Source organism: Bradyrhizobium sp. STM 3557, from assembly GCF_045571465.1.
In the GTDB taxonomy this organism is placed as follows: domain Bacteria; phylum Pseudomonadota; class Alphaproteobacteria; order Rhizobiales; family Xanthobacteraceae; genus Bradyrhizobium.
In genome coordinates, this window is the sequence record NZ_CP120697.1 from 1,752,192 (window position 1) to 1,768,549 (window position 16,358).

General features: G+C 64.2%; 15 protein-coding genes. 10 read left to right on the forward strand and 5 right to left on the reverse strand.

Annotated elements, in window-relative coordinates:
* The first annotated feature begins 2 nt into the window (after positions 1-2).
* The 3 genes from P6U24_RS07945 to P6U24_RS07955 are packed head-to-tail and all read left to right on the forward strand — an operon-like array spanning position 3 to position 3,123.
* Positions 3-1,019, forward strand: a complete 1,017-nt coding sequence (locus P6U24_RS07945; protein WP_407158591.1) for a class II aldolase/adducin family protein — start codon at positions 3-5, stop codon at positions 1,017-1,019.
* Positions 1,016-2,290 (forward strand): FGGY-family carbohydrate kinase, encoded by a 1,275-nt coding sequence (locus P6U24_RS07950; RefSeq protein ID WP_407158592.1) that lies wholly within the window; start codon positions 1,016-1,018, stop codon positions 2,288-2,290. The genes P6U24_RS07945 and P6U24_RS07950 overlap by 4 nt, the downstream gene beginning before the upstream one ends.
* On the forward strand, positions 2,287-3,123 hold the full coding sequence (locus tag P6U24_RS07955; protein WP_407158593.1) for a TIGR01459 family HAD-type hydrolase: 837 nt from the start codon (positions 2,287-2,289) through the stop codon (positions 3,121-3,123). Before P6U24_RS07950 ends, P6U24_RS07955 begins: the two co-directional genes overlap by 4 nt.
* 9 nt (positions 3,124-3,132) lie before the next feature.
* Here P6U24_RS07955 and rhaI read toward each other — a convergent pair whose 3' ends face one another.
* Both rhaI and P6U24_RS07965 read right to left on the reverse strand, forming a co-directional pair.
* Positions 3,133-4,428, reverse strand: a complete 1,296-nt coding sequence (gene rhaI / locus P6U24_RS07960) for an L-rhamnose catabolism isomerase (RefSeq protein WP_407158594.1) — start codon at positions 4,426-4,428, stop codon at positions 3,133-3,135.
* A 24-nt stretch (positions 4,429-4,452) separates the two neighbouring features.
* Positions 4,453-6,540 carry a bifunctional rhamnulose-1-phosphate aldolase/short-chain dehydrogenase gene (locus tag P6U24_RS07965; RefSeq protein ID WP_407158595.1) on the reverse strand — a complete coding sequence of 696 codons (2,088 nt, stop codon included), beginning with the start codon at positions 6,538-6,540 and terminating at the stop codon, positions 4,453-4,455.
* Between the two features lie 178 nt (positions 6,541-6,718).
* On the opposite strand from P6U24_RS07965, the gene P6U24_RS07970 reads away from it, so the two are divergent.
* The 6 genes from P6U24_RS07970 (at position 6,719) to P6U24_RS07995 (ending at position 13,665) form a co-directional block, all read left to right on the forward strand.
* On the forward strand, positions 6,719-7,531 hold the full coding sequence (locus P6U24_RS07970) for a DeoR/GlpR family DNA-binding transcription regulator (RefSeq protein WP_407158596.1): 813 nt from the start codon (positions 6,719-6,721) through the stop codon (positions 7,529-7,531).
* Positions 7,528-9,084: a sugar ABC transporter ATP-binding protein gene (locus P6U24_RS07975; RefSeq protein ID WP_407158597.1), complete on the forward strand. Its 1,557-nt coding sequence runs from the start codon at positions 7,528-7,530 to the stop codon at positions 9,082-9,084. Before P6U24_RS07970 ends, P6U24_RS07975 begins: the two co-directional genes overlap by 4 nt.
* Positions 9,081-10,067: an ABC transporter permease gene (locus P6U24_RS07980; protein ID WP_407158598.1), complete on the forward strand. Its 987-nt coding sequence runs from the start codon at positions 9,081-9,083 to the stop codon at positions 10,065-10,067. The genes P6U24_RS07975 and P6U24_RS07980 overlap by 4 nt, the downstream gene beginning before the upstream one ends.
* A gap of 5 nt (positions 10,068-10,072) precedes the next feature.
* The gene (locus P6U24_RS07985) at positions 10,073-11,053 is read left to right on the forward strand and encodes an ABC transporter permease (RefSeq protein WP_407158599.1); all 981 of its coding nucleotides are present in this window, start codon (positions 10,073-10,075) and stop codon (positions 11,051-11,053) included.
* A gap of 72 nt (positions 11,054-11,125) precedes the next feature.
* Positions 11,126-12,232, forward strand: coding sequence for a substrate-binding domain-containing protein (locus P6U24_RS07990; protein WP_407160385.1), 1,107 nt, complete (start codon positions 11,126-11,128; stop codon positions 12,230-12,232).
* 65 nt (positions 12,233-12,297) lie between these two features.
* Complete coding sequence (locus tag P6U24_RS07995; protein WP_407158600.1) at positions 12,298-13,665, forward strand: FGGY-family carbohydrate kinase; 1,368 nt, start codon at positions 12,298-12,300, stop codon at positions 13,663-13,665.
* Positions 13,666-13,726: 61 nt separating this feature from the next.
* On the opposite strand, the gene P6U24_RS08000 is transcribed toward P6U24_RS07995, so the two are convergent.
* Together P6U24_RS08000 and P6U24_RS08005 are read right to left on the reverse strand one after the other, a co-directional pair.
* Entirely contained in the window at positions 13,727-14,332 is a 606-nt protein-coding gene (locus P6U24_RS08000) for an alpha-ketoglutarate-dependent dioxygenase AlkB (RefSeq protein WP_407158601.1), read from the reverse strand.
* Between the two features lie 93 nt (positions 14,333-14,425).
* The gene (locus tag P6U24_RS08005; protein ID WP_407158602.1) at positions 14,426-14,611 is read right to left on the reverse strand and encodes a DUF3072 domain-containing protein; all 186 of its coding nucleotides are present in this window, start codon (positions 14,609-14,611) and stop codon (positions 14,426-14,428) included.
* Positions 14,612-14,746: 135 nt separating this feature from the next.
* On the opposite strand from P6U24_RS08005, the gene P6U24_RS08010 reads away from it, so the two are divergent.
* Positions 14,747-14,941, forward strand: a complete 195-nt coding sequence (locus P6U24_RS08010; RefSeq protein ID WP_407158603.1) for a hypothetical protein — start codon at positions 14,747-14,749, stop codon at positions 14,939-14,941.
* A 160-nt stretch (positions 14,942-15,101) separates the two neighbouring features.
* On the opposite strand, the gene P6U24_RS08015 is transcribed toward P6U24_RS08010, so the two are convergent.
* Positions 15,102-16,124 (reverse strand): LLM class flavin-dependent oxidoreductase, encoded by a 1,023-nt coding sequence (locus P6U24_RS08015; RefSeq protein WP_407158604.1) that lies wholly within the window; start codon positions 16,122-16,124, stop codon positions 15,102-15,104.
* Positions 16,125-16,358 lie beyond the last annotated feature (234 nt).

Genomic DNA, 16,358 nt, shown 5'->3' on the forward strand with positions numbered 1-16,358 from the left:
AGATGCAAGATCTGCTCGCGCTTGCGGCGCGGCTCGGGCGAGATCCGCTCGTGATTCAGGGGCCGGGCGGCAACATCTCGCTCAAGCGCGATGGCGTGATGTGGGTGAAGGCGAGCGGGACCTGGATGGCGGAGGCGGAGGAGCGTCCGATCCTGATTCCGATCGATGTCGCCGCTGTACTCGATGGGCTGGCGACGGACGATCCCGCATGCGAAACCTGCGAGCCGTTCGTGCGCCGCGATCTCACGGATCTTGCGCTGCGCCCCTCGATCGAAACCACACTGCACGCCGTGATGCCACAACGCGTGGTGGTGCATGTGCATTGCGTCGAGACCATCGCCACTGCGTGCCTGTCCGACGCGACGGAGCGGCTTGCTACGCCGTTATCAGGGCTGAACTGGAGCTTCGTGCCCTACGTTCGCCCGGGCGCATCGCTGGGGCGGGCCATGGCCGAACATCTAAAGGCCGGGACCGACGTCGTGGTGCTCGGCAAGCATGGACTGGTGGTGGCTGCCGACAGCGTCACCGAGGCGGCGCGGCTGCGCGCTGAGGTCTCGCAGCGTCTCGCGCGCACGCCACGCACGGCCCCCGGGCCAGATCGCGGAACGTTGGAAGCAGCCGCAGGCGATGGCTATGCGATTGGGGACGACGACTGCTGGCATGCGATCGCGACCGATCCGATCAGTCTCTCTGCCGCCCAGTGCGGATCGCTCTATCCCGATCACGTCGTCTTTCTCGGCCCTGGCATCGTGGCGGCCGAGGCAGCGGAGCGCGCGGTTGCCGCGGCGCGGCGATGCGGCCGCGCGGCCGTGCCGCTGGTGGTGATACCTGGCGCTGGCGTCCTCGTGCACGAGGCAGCGACATCGGGTGCGCGTGCACTGATACGCTGTCTCGCCGACGTCACCAGTCGGCTCGAGGGCGATGATCCGATCTCGCCTCTGAGCGCAGACGACGAAGCACAACTGCTGAATTGGGACGCCGAGAAATATCGACAGTCGCTCGATGCGAGGCCCTCATGAGCGATCTTGTTCTTGGCATTGATATCGGCACCTCAGGGGTACGGATCGCCGCGATCGATCATGCTGCGAGGCTTGTCGCTCTTGCAACGGCAGCGACGCCAGCGGCGCATCGCGATGGCCAGCGAATCACTCAGGATGCGTCGATCTGGGTACGCGGGCTGGACGAGGCGATGGCTCGCCTCGGATCGATGATTGATCGTTCGCGGGTAGGCGCGCTGGCGGTCGATGGCACATCGGGAACATTGGTCGGAATCGACGATCATGGCGTCCCCGTTACGGCCGGCAGTCTCTATAACGACCGGGCTGATGATGCTGATATCGATGCGGTCGAGCGCGTCGCGCCGCCGCAGGCCGCAGTTCATGGCGCAACATCGCCGCTGGCGCGCGCGATGCGGCTGTTGCGGACGCCTGGCATCGCGAGAGTCTTGCACCAGGCCGATTGGATCGCCGCGCAGTTCACCGGACGCTTCGATGTCAGTGATGAAAGCAACGCGCTGAAGACCGGGTACGATCCGGTCAGTCGACGATGGCCGGATTGGGTCGCGGCCACTAACGTCGAGACCACAAAGCTCCCTGCAGTCGTCCCTGCCGGCAGCGTTATTGGTCATGTATCGGCTGAGGCGTCGCGGCGATTTGGGCTATCGGCCCAGACCGTCGTTGTCGCGGGGATGACCGATGGATGCGCAGCCTTCATGGCAACGGGGGCCACGAAGCCAGGCGACGCGGTTACATCCTTGGGCTCGACGCTGGTCCTGAAGCTCGCGAGCGAAGTGCCGTTGTTCGCGCCGGAATATGGCATCTACAGCCATCGCATTGGCGATCTCTGGCTGACCGGTGGTGCCTCCAACACCGGGGGGGCGGCTCTCGCGCAGTTTTTCTCATCGGAGCAGCTGCGCGTGCTCAGTGCGCGGATCGACCCCAGCGTCAGCACTGGTCTTGATTACTATCCGCTGCCCGCGCCCGGTGAGCGCTTTCCCGTCAATGACCCGGCGCTCGCACCGCGGCTTATGCCGCGCCCGGACGATGATGTGGTGTTTCTGCAAGGATTGTTCGAAGGCATCGCGCGTATCGAGGCGCTCGGCTACCGGCGCCTGTCCGAGCTCGGTGGCACCAGTCTCGCAAGAGTTGTCAGCGTCGGTGGTGGTGCCGCGAACGAGGTCTGGCGCCGCATCCGCGCGGCGGCGCTCGGGGTGCCCGTAATGGCCTCCGCGAACGATGAAGCCGCCGTCGGTGTTGCGCGGCTTGCGCTGGGACCGGGATCGTCATCATGAAGCGGATCGACGGCCTGCGCGACATTGTCGATCAATTCGATCTCTACCTCGTCGATCAATATGGCGTGCTGCACGACGGCGTCTCGGCCTATCCCGGCGCTGTCGAGGGATTGGCCAGGATTGGCTCAAGCGGGCGCGACGTCATCGTCTTGACGAACTCCGGAAAGGACAGTTCCGACAATTTGGCCCGGCTTGAGAGGCTGGGATTTTCCGGCTCCCATGTCCGTGTCGTGAGCTCAGGCGAGGTCGGGCTGCAGCTCGTGCGCAGCGGCGGTCTCGGTCCGAGGTTTACGAGCGGGATGCCGACGTTCGTAATTGGCCGTAGCGGCGATCGCTACGCCTTCTCATCAAATGAATTCGATCTGGTGACCCGCCCCGATGAGGCCGCGTTCCTGGTGTTCGCCGGCTCGGACGCGCCAAGAACCTCGCTGGAGGCTTATCGCGCACAGCTATTAGCGGCGGCACGGGCCGGCGTGCCCGCGATCTGCGTCAATCCCGACATCACCATGATCCGGGATGGCGAGCTCGTTCCCGCGCCGGGCGCGATCGCGCGAATCTATCAGGAGCTTGGAGGCCAGGTCGACTATGTCGGCAAGCCCCATCGTGCATTCTTCCGTCATGCACTTGCCGTTGCCGCGCGCGATGTCGGGGCGCGTACGATCATGGTCGGTGACAGCCCAGAGCACGATGTGTGCGGCGGCAGGGCGATGGGATTGTCAACGCTGCTGGTGCGGACTGGCATTCACCGGTCGCTCGCCGAGACCGAGCTTCTCAGCCTCTGCGAGGCCTGCGGCGGCATGCCGGACTTCCTCACCGCAAGCTTCAAATGGTGATCGGTCTTTTCACACGATCCCGGCCGAGGTCCCTGCCACCCGCGGCCGCTCATCGGCCTTGTGCTTGCGATAATTCGAGGCCCGATAGGTCTCGATTGGCGCGATGGCCCCGCCGGCGCGCAGCCGTGCCATGGCGAGAATTGGCGACACGTCGGTGGTGAAAGCGCGCTTGAGCTCGAGGTGGCCACCGAGCGCGTCATTGGCCGCTTGCGCCGCGGCCAGCGCCGGGCGGTCCACGATCAGCGCCTGGGCACAGGCGCGCTGCAATTCGATTGCCGATTGCAGCAGGCTTTCGATCGGGTCCGTGACGTTGTGCGACTGGTCCAGCATGTAGGCCGGCGCAAAGCCCTTTGCCCCGCGTAGCTCGGCATCGATCAGCTCGTTGAACACGAGAAACAGACGAAACGGCTCGATCGATCCGGCATCGAGATCGTCGTCGCCATATTTCGAATCGTTGAAGTGAAAGCCGCCAAGCTTGCCGAAGCGGATCAGGCGGGCGACGATCTGCTCGATATTGACGTTCGGTGCGTGGTGGCCGAGATCGACTAGGCACTGTGCCTTCGGCCCGAGCTCTTGTGCCGCCGCCAGGCTGGTTCCCCAATCGGAGATCACCGTCGAATAGAACGCCGGCTCGTACAGCTTGTGCTCGAGAAACACCCGCCAGTCAGCAGGCAGGGCCGCGTAGATCTCGGCCATCGATTCGAGATACCGATCGAGCGCCAGGGTCAGGTTCGACTGGCCGGCGAAGTTGGAGCCATCGGCGATCCACACCGTGAGCGCCTTGGAGCCGAGCTTTTGGCCGATCGCGATGCAGTCGATATTGTGCGCGATTGCCTGGGCTCGCACGGCACGGTCGACATGCGAGAGCGAGCCGAACTTGTAGGACTGCGCCTGATTCGGCTGATCCTGAAAGGTGTTTGAATTTACTGCATCGAATGCGAGGCCGTAGCCAGCGGCGACCTCGCGCAAGGCAGCGTAGTCGGTCGTTGCATCCCAGGGAAAATGCGGCGACAGCGTCGGCGTTGCCCGCGCCAAGCGGTGGATGGTGGCGCAATCCTCCAGCTTGTCAAACAGGTGCCGCGGCTCGCCGGGGCCGGGAAAGCGCGCAAAACGGGTGCCGCCGGTGCCGACGCCCCAGGTCGGGATCGCAACGCCGAACGCCATGACGCGTCGTGTCAGCGCGTCGCTGTCGATGCCCCGGCGCGCGAGCGCGCGCGACAGCGCCGCGTAATCCTCGTCGAGCGCGGCTTTTCGCGTCGCATTCTCGCTTTGCAGAAAATCATCGCTGATGAAAAAGCCGGTCATGCCCGTCACCCTACGATTGGCGCATCAGCGCGTGAAGGACTGCGCATTGCCGGCGTCGACATTCAGGATATTGCCGGTCGACTTGGCCGAGAGATCGCTGGCAAAGAAATAGACGCCCTCGGCGATGTCCTCAGGCAGGACCGAAAGCTTCAGCATCGAGCGCTGCCGATAGACCTCTTCCAGCTCGTCTTCCGCGACCTTGTTGGACGCGGCGCGCTGCTTGCGCCATTCGCCGGCCCAGATCCTGGAGCCGCGCAGCACCGCATCCGGATTGACGGTGTTGACGCGGATGCCGTGCGCTGCACCTTCCAGCGCGAGGCAGCGCGCCAGGTGGATCTCCGAGGCCTTGGCGGCGCAATAGGCCGAGGCGCCGGCCGAGGCGGCGAGGCCGTTCTTGGAGGCGACGAACACGATCACCCCGCCGCGTTGCTGGCGTTGCATCAGCCGGAACGCCTCGCGCGCCACCAGGAAATAGCCGGTGGCGAGCACGTCCATGTTCTTTTGCCAAAGGGCCAGGCTGGTGTCCTCGACCGGCGAGGCGGAGGCGATGCCGGCATTGGAAACCACGATGTCGATGCCGCCATAGGCGAGGATGGATTGCGTGAAGCTCGCCGCGACGCTGGCCTCGTCGGTCACATCAACGGCAAGGCCGACGGCGCTATCGCGACCGAATTGCTGCACGATCGCCTCGACGCGCGCGTCGAGCGCCTCCTGGTCGATGTCGGTTAGCACCACGCAGGCGCCTTCGTTCAATAGCCGCAGCGCCGTCGCGCCGCCGATCCCGCCGGCGCCGCCGGTGATATAGGCGATCCGGCCGGCCAGCGATTTCGGCTTCGGCATGCGCTGCAGCTTGGCCTCTTCGAGCAGCCAGTATTCGATGCCGAAAGCTTCCTGCTCCGGCAGGCCGACATAGCTGCTGACGCCTGAGGCGCCGCGCATGACGTTGATGGCGTTGATGTAGAATTCTGACGCGATGCGCGCCGTCGCCTTGTCCTTGGCAAAGGAGAACATGCCGATGCCGGGCACCAGATAGATCACCGGATTGGGGTCGCGCATGGCCGGTGAGTTCGGCCGCTTGCAGCGCTGATAGTAGGCCGCATAGTCGGCGCGGTAGGCTTCGAGCAGCTTGTCGAGCGAATTGGTGAGCTTATCGACGTCGCCATCGAACGGCAGCACCAATGGACGGATCTTGGTGCGCAGGAAATGATCGGGGCAGGACGTGCCCAGCGGCGCGAGTTGATCCAGCGCGTGCGAATTGACGAACTCCAGCACCTCGGACGCGTCGGTGAAATGCCCGACCTTGCGCTCGCCCTGCGAGATCCTGCCGCGGATCAACGGCATCAGCGCCGCCGCGATGGCGCGGCGCGTCTCGGGCCTGGCAGCATCGCAAGCCGCGCCGCCGAAGGCCGGCTGTCTCTCGTGTTCCGCGAGCCAGTCGGCGGCCTGCTGGATGATGCGAAGCGTCGTCTGATAGGCCGCTTTCGATGTCGGCCCCCAGGTGAACAGGCCATGGCCGCCGAGCACGACGCCGACATATTCGGGATGCTCGGTCGCCATCGCACCCAGCTTCAGGCCGAGGTCGAAGCCGGGGCGCTGCCAGGGCAGGAACCCGATCGCGCCGCCAAACACTTCTTTCGTCAGTTCCTCTGCATTGGCGCAGGCAGCGATGGCGATCACAGCGTCGGCATGGACATGATCGACATGCGGGTGGGGCACAAAGCCGTGCAAAGCGGTGTCGATCGAAGTCGCGCGCGGATTGAGATTGAAGGTGCAGTGATTGAACAGCGCGACCATCTCGTCTTCATGCGCGAGCGCGCGATAAAACTGTTTCAGGCTGAGCAGCTTATCGAGATAGAGCGTGGAGAACCCGTCGCGTTTCATCGAGCCGAGGTCGCCGCCGGAACCCTTGACCCACAGCACGGTGACCGGCGCTTGGGTCAGCGGATCGGCCATGGTGAGCTTGGCCGAGGTGTTGCCACCGCCGAAATTGGTGATGCGAAGGTCGCTGCCGAGCAGGTTGGAGCGATAGAGCAGCAGGCCCGGTTCATCCAGTCCCGCCGCGTAAGCATCATCCCAGAGATCGGGAAGCGGCGCGGCCGCAGCCTTGGTCATGAAGCTCTCCTCCCTCTTCTCTGATTGTGCGAGACGTTAGTCGCGCAATCGATCACGGTCAATCACAGCATGATCGATGTTGCTCCGCAGCGTGATTGATGTTGGATGAAACTGAAGGTTTGGCGTTGACCGCTCGCGAACTTCATGAATAGCTGTGCGTGTTGGGAGGAACAGGGCCGTGCATGAACGCGAGCGCTGGCAACTAATCAAGGCGATGCTCAAGCAGCGGCCGCTGGTGCGCATTGCCGAAGTCTGCCGTGCCACTGGCGCCTCCGAAGCGTCCGTAAGGCGCGATTTTGCCCGGCTTGCCGAGATGGGGTCGGCGACACGGGTGCGCGGCGGATTGGAGCCAATGCAAGGGACGCCAACAGGTCCAAGCGACGCGCCGGCCCTGGCAACCCGCTCCTTCGAGATCAGCAAGACGCTCAACGTGGCGGCCAAGCGGGCCATCGCCCGCGCCGCCGTCGCGCTATGCAGCGATGGCGAGGCCATCATCATCAACGGCGGCACCACCACGTTCCAGATGGGCGAGTTTCTGCGCGAGCGCCGTCTCAAGGTTCTCACCAATTCCTATCCGTTGGCCGAGACGCTGATCCATCATTCGAACTGTCGCGTCGCATTGCCGGGCGGCGAGGTCTATCGCGAGCAGAAGCTGATCGTGTCGCCGTTCGAGGAGGACGCCATTCAGCATTACTCGGCGTCGCGCATGTTCATGAGCGCGATCTCGATCGGCCCGCTCGGCGTGATCGAAGGCGACCCTCTGATCGCGCGCGCCGAGACCAAGCTGATCAAACGCGCCGACCGGCTGGTGGTGCTGGCGGATAGCTCCAAATTCACGCCGCGTGGCAGCCTGGTGGTCTGTCCGCTGTCGCGGATATCGACTGTCATCACCGACGCGGAGGCCCCCAAACACGCGCTCGATATGCTGCGCGACGCCGGCGTTGAGGTGATGGTCGCCACTGAGGCCCCTGACGAGGTCGTGGCCGCATGAGCGATGCCCGCAATGCCGTTGTGCAAAAGGACGCGCAGCCCGCGCCGCTGCTGGCGGTCGAGGGTATCGAGAAATCCTTCCCTGGCGTACGCGCCTTGTCTGGCGTTTCCTTCCAGGTCGCGCCAGGCGAAGTACACGCATTGCTAGGCGAGAACGGCGCCGGCAAGTCCACACTGATCAAGATCATCTCTGGCGTCTATCAGCCCGACGCCGGTACGATCCATGTCGACGGACGGCCGCTTCAGTTTGCATCTCCCGATGATGCGCGGAGGGCCGGGATCGCGACGATCTATCAGGAACTGCTGCTGTTTCGCGATCTGTCGGTCGCCGAAAACATCTTCATGGGACATGCCCCACGCAGCCGCGGCGGCTGGCTCGACTGGACGGCGATGGCGGCCAAGACCGAGGCGTTGCTCGCGTCGCTCGAGATCACGGACCTGGCACCTGACCGGATCGTCGGCTCGCTCAGCGTCGGCAATCGCCAGCGTGTTGAGATCCTGCGTGCGCTGTCGCAGGACGCGCGGCTGCTGATCATGGACGAGCCGACCGCTGCGCTCACCGAATATGACGTGACGCGGCTGTTCGATCTGGTGCGGCGCCTTAAAGCGCGCGGTGTCGGCATCATCTATATCAGCCACCGCATGGACGAGATCTTTCAGCTCGCCGATCGGGTGACGGTGCTGCGCGATGGCGCTCATGTCGGCACCCGCAAGGTCGCCGAGACGTCGTCGGGCGAACTGGTGCAGATGATGGTCGGCCGGCGGATCGAAAGCCTGTTTCCGAAGGTCGACGTACCGATCGGCAAGCCGGTGCTGGAGGTGCGCGATCTGGTGCGGCGTCCGCTGACGAAAAGCGTCAGCCTCACCGTTCGCGCCGGCGAGATCGTTGGCCTCGCCGGCCTGGTGGGCTCCGGACGCAGCGAACTTGCACAGACGATCTTTGGCGCGACGCCGGCCGAGTCCGGGCAGATCCTTCTGTCCGGCAAGCCCGTGCAGGTCCGATCGCCCGGTGCGGCACGGGCGCTCGGTATCGCCTATGTTCCGGAAGACCGCGCCACGCAGGGGCTGGTCCGTCCCATGACCGTGCGCGAGAATTTTTCGCTGGCCAGCCTCGCCAAAGTCGCGCGCTTCGGTTTCATCGATTTCGCAGCGGAAACGCGTATGGCGGAGGCGGGGGTCAACCGCTTTCGCGTCAGGGCAGGCTCGCTCGATCAGGTGGTCGGCCGCTTGTCGGGAGGCAATCAGCAGAAGATCGTGCTCGGCAAATGGCTCGCCAACCAGCCCAAGCTGCTCATCCTCGATGAGCCGACCCGCGGCATCGATGTCGGCGCCAAGGCGGAAATCCACCGCTTGATGTGCGAGCTTGCGGCGCAGGGCCTCGCCATCCTGATGATCTCGAGCGAACTGCCCGAGGTGCTTGGGATGAGCGACCGCGTGCTGGTCATGCGCGAGGGCCGGCTGGTCGCCGAGTTTGCCCGCGCGGATGCAACGCCTGAAGCGGTCGGCGCAGCCATGATGGGAAGCCAGGCCGCTGACGCCGGGAGGGCAGCATGAGCACGCTGGCGATCTCACAGCGATCCGGAGAAGGCGGCGCGCTTCGCTTGTTTGCCTCGCAGGAGGCATTGCTGGCGTTTGCCATAATCGGCATCGCGATCGTGGTCGGGCTCTATAATCCGCGTTTTCTGGCGACGCGGAACCTCACCGATATCGTGCTCGGCAATGCCTATATCGCGGTCGCGGCGATCGGCATGTCGATTGTGATCGTATCGGGCAATATCGATATTTCGGTTGGCTCCCTGATCGGTGTTCTCGCCACCATCAGCGGATCGCTGGCGGTCGCGGGCGTGCCGATGATCCTGGTCTGGCTGGCGCCCCTCGTGGTCGGCGTTCTGGTGATGACATTGCAAGGCGCTGTCGTCGCCTATTTGGGAATTCCGTCGATCGTCGTGACGCTCGGAATGCTCTCCATTCTCAAGGGCGGCCTGATCAGCGTCACCGGCGGCCGGTGGATATCAGGCCTGCCGCAGGACTTTCATCTCGCCGATATCCAGGTGTTCGGGATCTTGCCGATGCCGGTGCTGATCATGGTGGTGGCGACCACCGTGGCCGCGCTATGGATGCGCTATTCGGCAAGCGGCCGCGCGATCTATGCCACCGGCGGCAATGCCGAGGCCGCGCGGCTGTGCGGTGTATCGCCCAGGCGCACTGTCATGATGGTGTTCGCGCTGCATGGGTTGTTCGCGGGGATCGCCGCGCTGTTGTTCGCGACGCAGCTCAAAGTGATCCAGTCGACGGTACCCCCCAATCTGGAGCTGACGGTGATCACCGCCGCCGTGGTCGGCGGTGTCAGCATTCTCGGCGGCGTCGGCACGGTGGTGGGCTCGACGCTGGCCGCGATCCTGATCGCCGAGATCGCGAGCGCGCTGGTCTTCATCAACGTCTCGCCGTACTGGATCCGTGCCGTGCAGGGCGGGTTGATCCTGGTTACAGTCGTTGCCGACATCCTGCGACGCCGGCGGCATCAGGTGGGAGGATAATCGCGATGGCGGTGCTCGCACCGGAGGCCCGATCATCAGCTCCGCGTTGGCTTATCCGCCACGAGACACTGCTGGCGGCGATCCTGGCCGTCGCGCTGGCGATCCTCACCGTATTTACCGAGAACTTCCTGACGATCGATAATCTCCTGAACCAGGGCCGGCTGATGACCGAGGTCGGCCTGCTGGCTCTGCCGATGACGTTCATCATCATCACGGGGGGCATCGACCTGTCGGTGGGGTCGATCGTCGGCCTGTGCGCGATCGCGCTCGGCTATTCCTGGAAGAACCTCGGCTTCCCGCTGCCGCTGGCGATCGCCTTTGCCGTCAGCGTTGGCGGCGCGGCAGGCTTTGTCAACGGATTGATCATCACCCGTGTCCGGGTGCCGCCGCTGATCATGACCATCGCCAGCCTGGCGCTCTATCGCGGGCTCGCCGAAGGCATCAGCCAGGCGCGGTCGGTTCGCAACTATCCCGAATGGTTCTTCTTCGTCGGCCAGGGAGAATGGCTTGGCGTGCCGGTGCAGCTCTGGATCCTGGTGGTCGGGATCGTCATGGCCGGCATTGTTTTGGATCGCACCACCTTCGGCCGCACGCTTTATGCCATCGGCAACAACGAAACCGCCGCGCGGTTTTCCGGGCTGCCGGTCGATCGCGTCAAGCTCATCGTCTACACGCTGTCCGGACTGGCTGCCGGGGTCTCGGCCTGGGTGCTGGTGTCGCGCGTGACCACGACGCGCTCCGACATGGGAACCGGCTACGAGCTCGACGTCATCGCCGCGGTGGTTCTCGGCGGCACCAGTATTTTCGGCGGTGTTGGGACGATCTGGGGAACCGTCGTCGGCCTGGTCATGATCCAGTTGTTGAAAAATGGGCTGGCGCTGACTGGAGTCAAAGGCGACGCCACCATCATCGTCATTGGCGCAGTCCTGATCGCATCCACGCTGATCGCAAGCTCTCTCCACGGACGTCGCGAGGTCGCGAGCTGATGGGGTGATAAGCCGCAACAAAGCGGCATTGTAGGGGAGGAAGTCATCATGAAGACGATTACCAATCGCGCGATGAAGACGGCCGCGCTGCTCATTCTCGGCGCGGCGATGGCGAGCAGCTCCGCGATGGCGGCGGACAAATGGGATGGCGCTGACGACCTTCCTACCAACCCGCTCCCATGCGATGCCAGTCCGCCTGCAGCGGCGGCGGCCAAACCCTATGACGGCGGCAAGGTCATTGGCGCGTCCGACAAAGCCGGCAAGCCGATCACGCTGGTTGATGTGCCGAAGCTGATCGGCATCGGCTACTTCAACGCCACCTCCAAGGGCATTCAGGACGCTGCCAAGGAGCTCGGCAACGTCAAGGTGACCACCGACGGTCCTACCGAGGCCAAGATCGACGAGCAGATCAAGTTCATCGACAACTACATCACCCGCGGCGTCGACGGTATCCTGTTCGCCGCCAACGATCCCGTGGCGATCGCCCCGGTTCTCAAGAAGGCCTTGTCCAAGGGCATCCACGTCGTCGGCTACGACGCCAATGCGCAGCCCGATGCGCGCGAGTGGTTCGTCAATCAGGCCGAGTTCAACGGCATCGCCAAGGCGATGGTTGATGCGATGGCAAAGGAGGCCGGCGAGGACAAGGGCTTTGCCATCGTCACGAGCACCTTCACCACGCCCAATCAGGCGCGCTGGATCGCCGAAATGTCGGCCTACGCCGCCAAATGCCATCCCAAGCTGAAATGGCTGGAGACGGTGGAGGCGCAGGAAGACAATGTGCTGTCGTTCAACCAGGCCACCACGCTGATCAACAAATATGGTGACAAGCTGGCCGGCCTGTTCGGCATGACGTCCGTTGCCACGCCCGCGTCGGGCGAGGCCGTCACCAAGGCCGGGCTGTGCGGAAAGGTCGCCGTGGTCGGTCTCGCCACGCCGAATGCGATGAAGCCCTATGTGAATGCCGGCTGCGTCAAGTCCGTCGTGCTGTGGAATCCGGTCGATCTCGGCTATGCTGCGACCTATGTGATGCGCGCGGTGGTCGACGGCAAGCTGAAGCCGGGCGCGACCTCGGTCGAGGCCGGCAAGCTCGGCAAGCTCAACGTCATCAACGGCAGCGAGATTTTGCTGGGATCGCCGTTCATCTTTACCAAGGACAACATCAAGGACTTCGATTTCTGATCGCAATTCGCGCCGGCTTCTCATGAGGCCGGCGCTACTCCTGCAGTACTTGAGGGGCGGACAGCATGAATGGTGTCACCGCGGTCCTCGATGTCGGCAAGACCAATGTGAAGGTCGCGACCTTCGGCGCTGATGGTGCGCTCGTGTGGGAGCGCGCCATTCCCAACCGCATGGTGCCTGGCCCGCCATATCCGCATGCGGACGTCGAGCAGATCTGGGAATTTCTGCTGCGCGCGCTTGCCGACGCCAACAAGGTCGGCCCGATCGCGGCCATCGTTCCGACCACACACGGATGCGCGGCTGCGTTGATCGATAAGGCCGGCCTGGTGCTGCCGGTGATGGACTACGAGTTCGCCGGAGTCGAGGAGATCGAACCATCATATGCACCGCTGCGGCCACCCTTCTCGCAAACGTTCTCGCCAGCGCTGCCCACCGGGCAGAACATCGCCCGGCAATTGGCTTGGCAGCGGCAGTATTTCGCCGAGCCGTTCGCGCGGGCCAAATATCTGCTCGCCTATCCGCAATATTGGGCCTGGCGGTTGTCTGGTGTCGCAGCGGCGGAGGTGACCTCGCTCGGCGCGCATTCCGATCTCTGGGAGCCCTTGCAAGGCCGGTTTTCCAGCATGGTGTCGGCCCTCAATGTGAGCAGGCTGATGCCGCCGCTGTATCCGGCCTATTGTCGTCTCGCACCGATCAAGCCCGACATTGCCGCCGCTACGGGACTGGGGCACGACGTCGATGTGCTCTGCGGGGTCCATGATTCCAACGCCTCGCTGCTGCCGCATCTCGCCTCGCGCCGGCAGCCGTTCACGCTGCTGTCGACCGGCACCTGGGTCATCCTGATGGCGCCCGGCTTGAGCCTCGATGGCCTCGATCCAGCCGACGACACCCTGGCCAATGTCGATGTCGAGGGACGTCCCGTCGCCACCGGTCGTTTCATGGGTGGGCGCGAATATGCCGCGATCGCGGGCGCGCACGGCAGCCCGGATCCGGCTTCATTGGAGCGGGTGATCGCATCGGGCGCGATGGCGCTGCCGAGCTTTGCCGGGCAGGGGGGGGGCGGGCCGTTCGCCTCGCAACGGAGCGAAATTCGCGGGGAGATTGCCCCCGCCGACCGGCCGACGCTGGCGACGCTCTATGTCGCGCTGATGAGCGATGTGATGCTGACGCGCCTGGGTGCGGACCGCGGCGATCTCATCGTCGAAGGCAGTTTTGCTGCCAACCCCTGCTATGCGGCGGTGCTGGCCGCGCTGCGCCCATCGCAGCCGGTGTTCGCGAGCTCCGACGCGGCCGGGACCGCGCGCGGCGCCGCCCTGCTCGCGAAATGGCCTGCGCCGAACTTTCAACCGTCCTTGGTCGCTGTCCAATCGCGCACGGTCGAAGGCTTGCATGCTTATCGAGACGCATGGACGCGGGCCGTGCTCGCGCGATAAGCAAATGAGACCTTGTCACTTCGTGACGTGGTGTCCGGTGCAGACACCGAGCCGACGAGCGCTATGATCGGGCCGATCGTGGCCTGCTCACACCGGCCCCTGCATCGAGCATCGTGCGGAACGTGATCGAATAGCGCGTCGCTTCGACCGCGGGAATGCTGTGCTCCCAGATCCGCCGCGAGGCGCCGGACATCATGTAGAGCGACCGCGGTTCCGCATCGAGCGTAAAACGTTCCCACGAGGGGCCGTTGGACTTGCGAAAGCGGAACTTGCACGAGGATCCCAGAGACAGGCCGAATACCCTGTCGAAATGCGGCTTGTCGCGATGCCAGCCGATGCCGACGCCGACGTCGTATTCGGTGCAGAGAACTTGCCCGATCTCGGTGGTGGGCCCGCCAAAGGATTCGATCTCGGCGATGACGCCTGCAAGCCAGGAGGGAATGGGGTCGGCCAGCTCCAACCGTCGCAGTGAATAGTCGTACCGGTAGCCGAACGATGCGACGCGTCGCTTCCCTTCGAAATGGCCGAACTGGAACGGCTGCAGCGGAAGCGTCCGGATTGCCGCGATGAGGTCTTGCTCCACCTCCGGCGAGATGAAGTCGGGAACGTATTGCAGTCCCTCCGGCGCCGAGACGCGAACCGCGAACATCGACAATTGCTGGGGCATGTCAGCGATCCACCGATAATCCTGCCAGCGATGTAGGCGAGCCGCCGGCGAGGTGAAAGAACGCCCGTTCGTCTGTCCGCGTCTGGATAGCCGTCAATACGAGTCCGCCAGCGCGATCTCCCGCCGCAGCGCCTCGATGCGCATGGCGGCCTCGTCCGCGGTCAGATCGTCCGCGAATTGTTTGGGTTGGTAGGCCTCGATTGAAAGGGCCCGAAGCAGATCGGCTTGTCCGGGCGTCATCGGTTTGGTCAGGCGATCAGGATACTGGGTATAGCTCATGTGAGGCCTCCGGCCGGAATTGATGTCTTGCCATTTGTTCTATATTTGTTCTATAACAAGGCAAATGCAAGAGGATCTCTCGTGGACAATAGAGTAAGCGAAATACGGCGAAAAATCAGTGGCTTAAGAGGGCTGATGCTGGAGACCGAGCGCGCCATGCAAGCGGAGATCGCCCATGACCGCGATTGCAGTCGCACCGCAGAGACCTTGATCCGCCAGCGACAAGACATGGCGAGGCTCGTGAAAGAGCGAAAGGCGCTGGGCGATCTGACGCCCATTAGTGCCGATGTCCCGCAGCCTCCTCACCAGATAAGGCGATGCCCGATCTGAATGCCGTCAGCTCGACCATCGCACAGATGCGACCCGGGTCGGGCGCCGGCAGAGCGATGAAGCCAACCATCCTGACGTTGGTTGGCGATCGCGGAGCCGTGCCAGGTGAAAACCCGGCCCGCTGAAAAGCTCAGGCGCAAATCAGCGAGACGAGGTCACCTCAGCGCCAGCCGAGCGCGGGCGCGACATGCGTCAGGATCGCCTCTAACACATGCGCATTGTAGGCGACCCCCAACTGGTTGGGCACGGTGAGCAAGAGTGTGTCGGCCTCGGCGATCGCGTTGTCCTGCCTGAGCTGCTCGATCAGGACATCGGGCTCGGCGGCATAGCTACGACCGAAGATCGCCCGCGTGTTGGGGTCGATGAAGCCGATCTGATCTTCGTTCTCCTGATCGCGGCCGAAATAGGCGCGATCGCGATCGTCGACCAGCGCGAAGATGCTGCGGCTGACCGACACGCGCGGCTCGCGCGCATGGCCGGCCTCTTTCCAGGCCGCGCGATAGGCGCGGATCTGGGCCGCCTGCTGCACGTGAAAAGCCTCGCCGGTCTCGTCGTTCTTGAGCGTGGAGCTCTGGAGATTCATGCCGAGCTTGGCGGCCCAGACCGCCGTCGCGTTGGAGCCGGCGCCCCACCAGATGCGCTCGCGCAAGCCTTCCGAATAGGGTTCGAGGCGAAGCAGACCGGGCGGGTTGGGAAACATCGGCCGCGGATTGGGCCTCGCAAAACCTTCACCGCGCAACAGGTCGAGGAAGAGCTCTGCATGGCGACGGCCCATATCGGCATCGCTCTCGCCCTCGGCAGGCTGATAACCGAAATGGCGCCAGCCATCGATCACCTGCTCGGGCGAGCCGCGGCTGATGCCGAGCTGCAGCCGGCCGCCGGCGATGAGATCGGCTGCGCCGGCGTCCTCCGCCATATACAACGGGTTCTCGTAGCGCATGTCGATGACCGCGGTGCCGATCTCGATGCGGCTGGTCTTGGCGCCGATGGCGGCGAGCAGCGGAAAGGGCGAAGCGAGCTGGCGGGCGAAATGATGAACGCGGAAATAAGCGCCGTCCGCGCCGAGCTGCTCGGCCGCGACCGCGAGCTCGATGGATTGCAGCAGCGTATCGGCAGCCGAGCGTGTCTGCACTTGCGGCGAGGGCGTCCAATGCCCAAAGGAGAGAAACCCGATCTTCTTCATGATGCCGGTCTAGCAGAGTTTCCGCAGGGTTTGCAGCTCAGCCACCTCACAAAAGGCGGACCAACTCGCTTTCGGCTCCGTCAGCCCTGGCGCTCGATTTGGAACAAAGCATAGCGCCCTGCGTCGATATCGGCTCTGCACGTGACAGATGCGGGTACCGGCTCGATGTCGTCGTTCTCCAGATCGATTGAGGTCCCGCGCCTTCGACAGAAGCGGCGTGGACGTGTTGCCAGT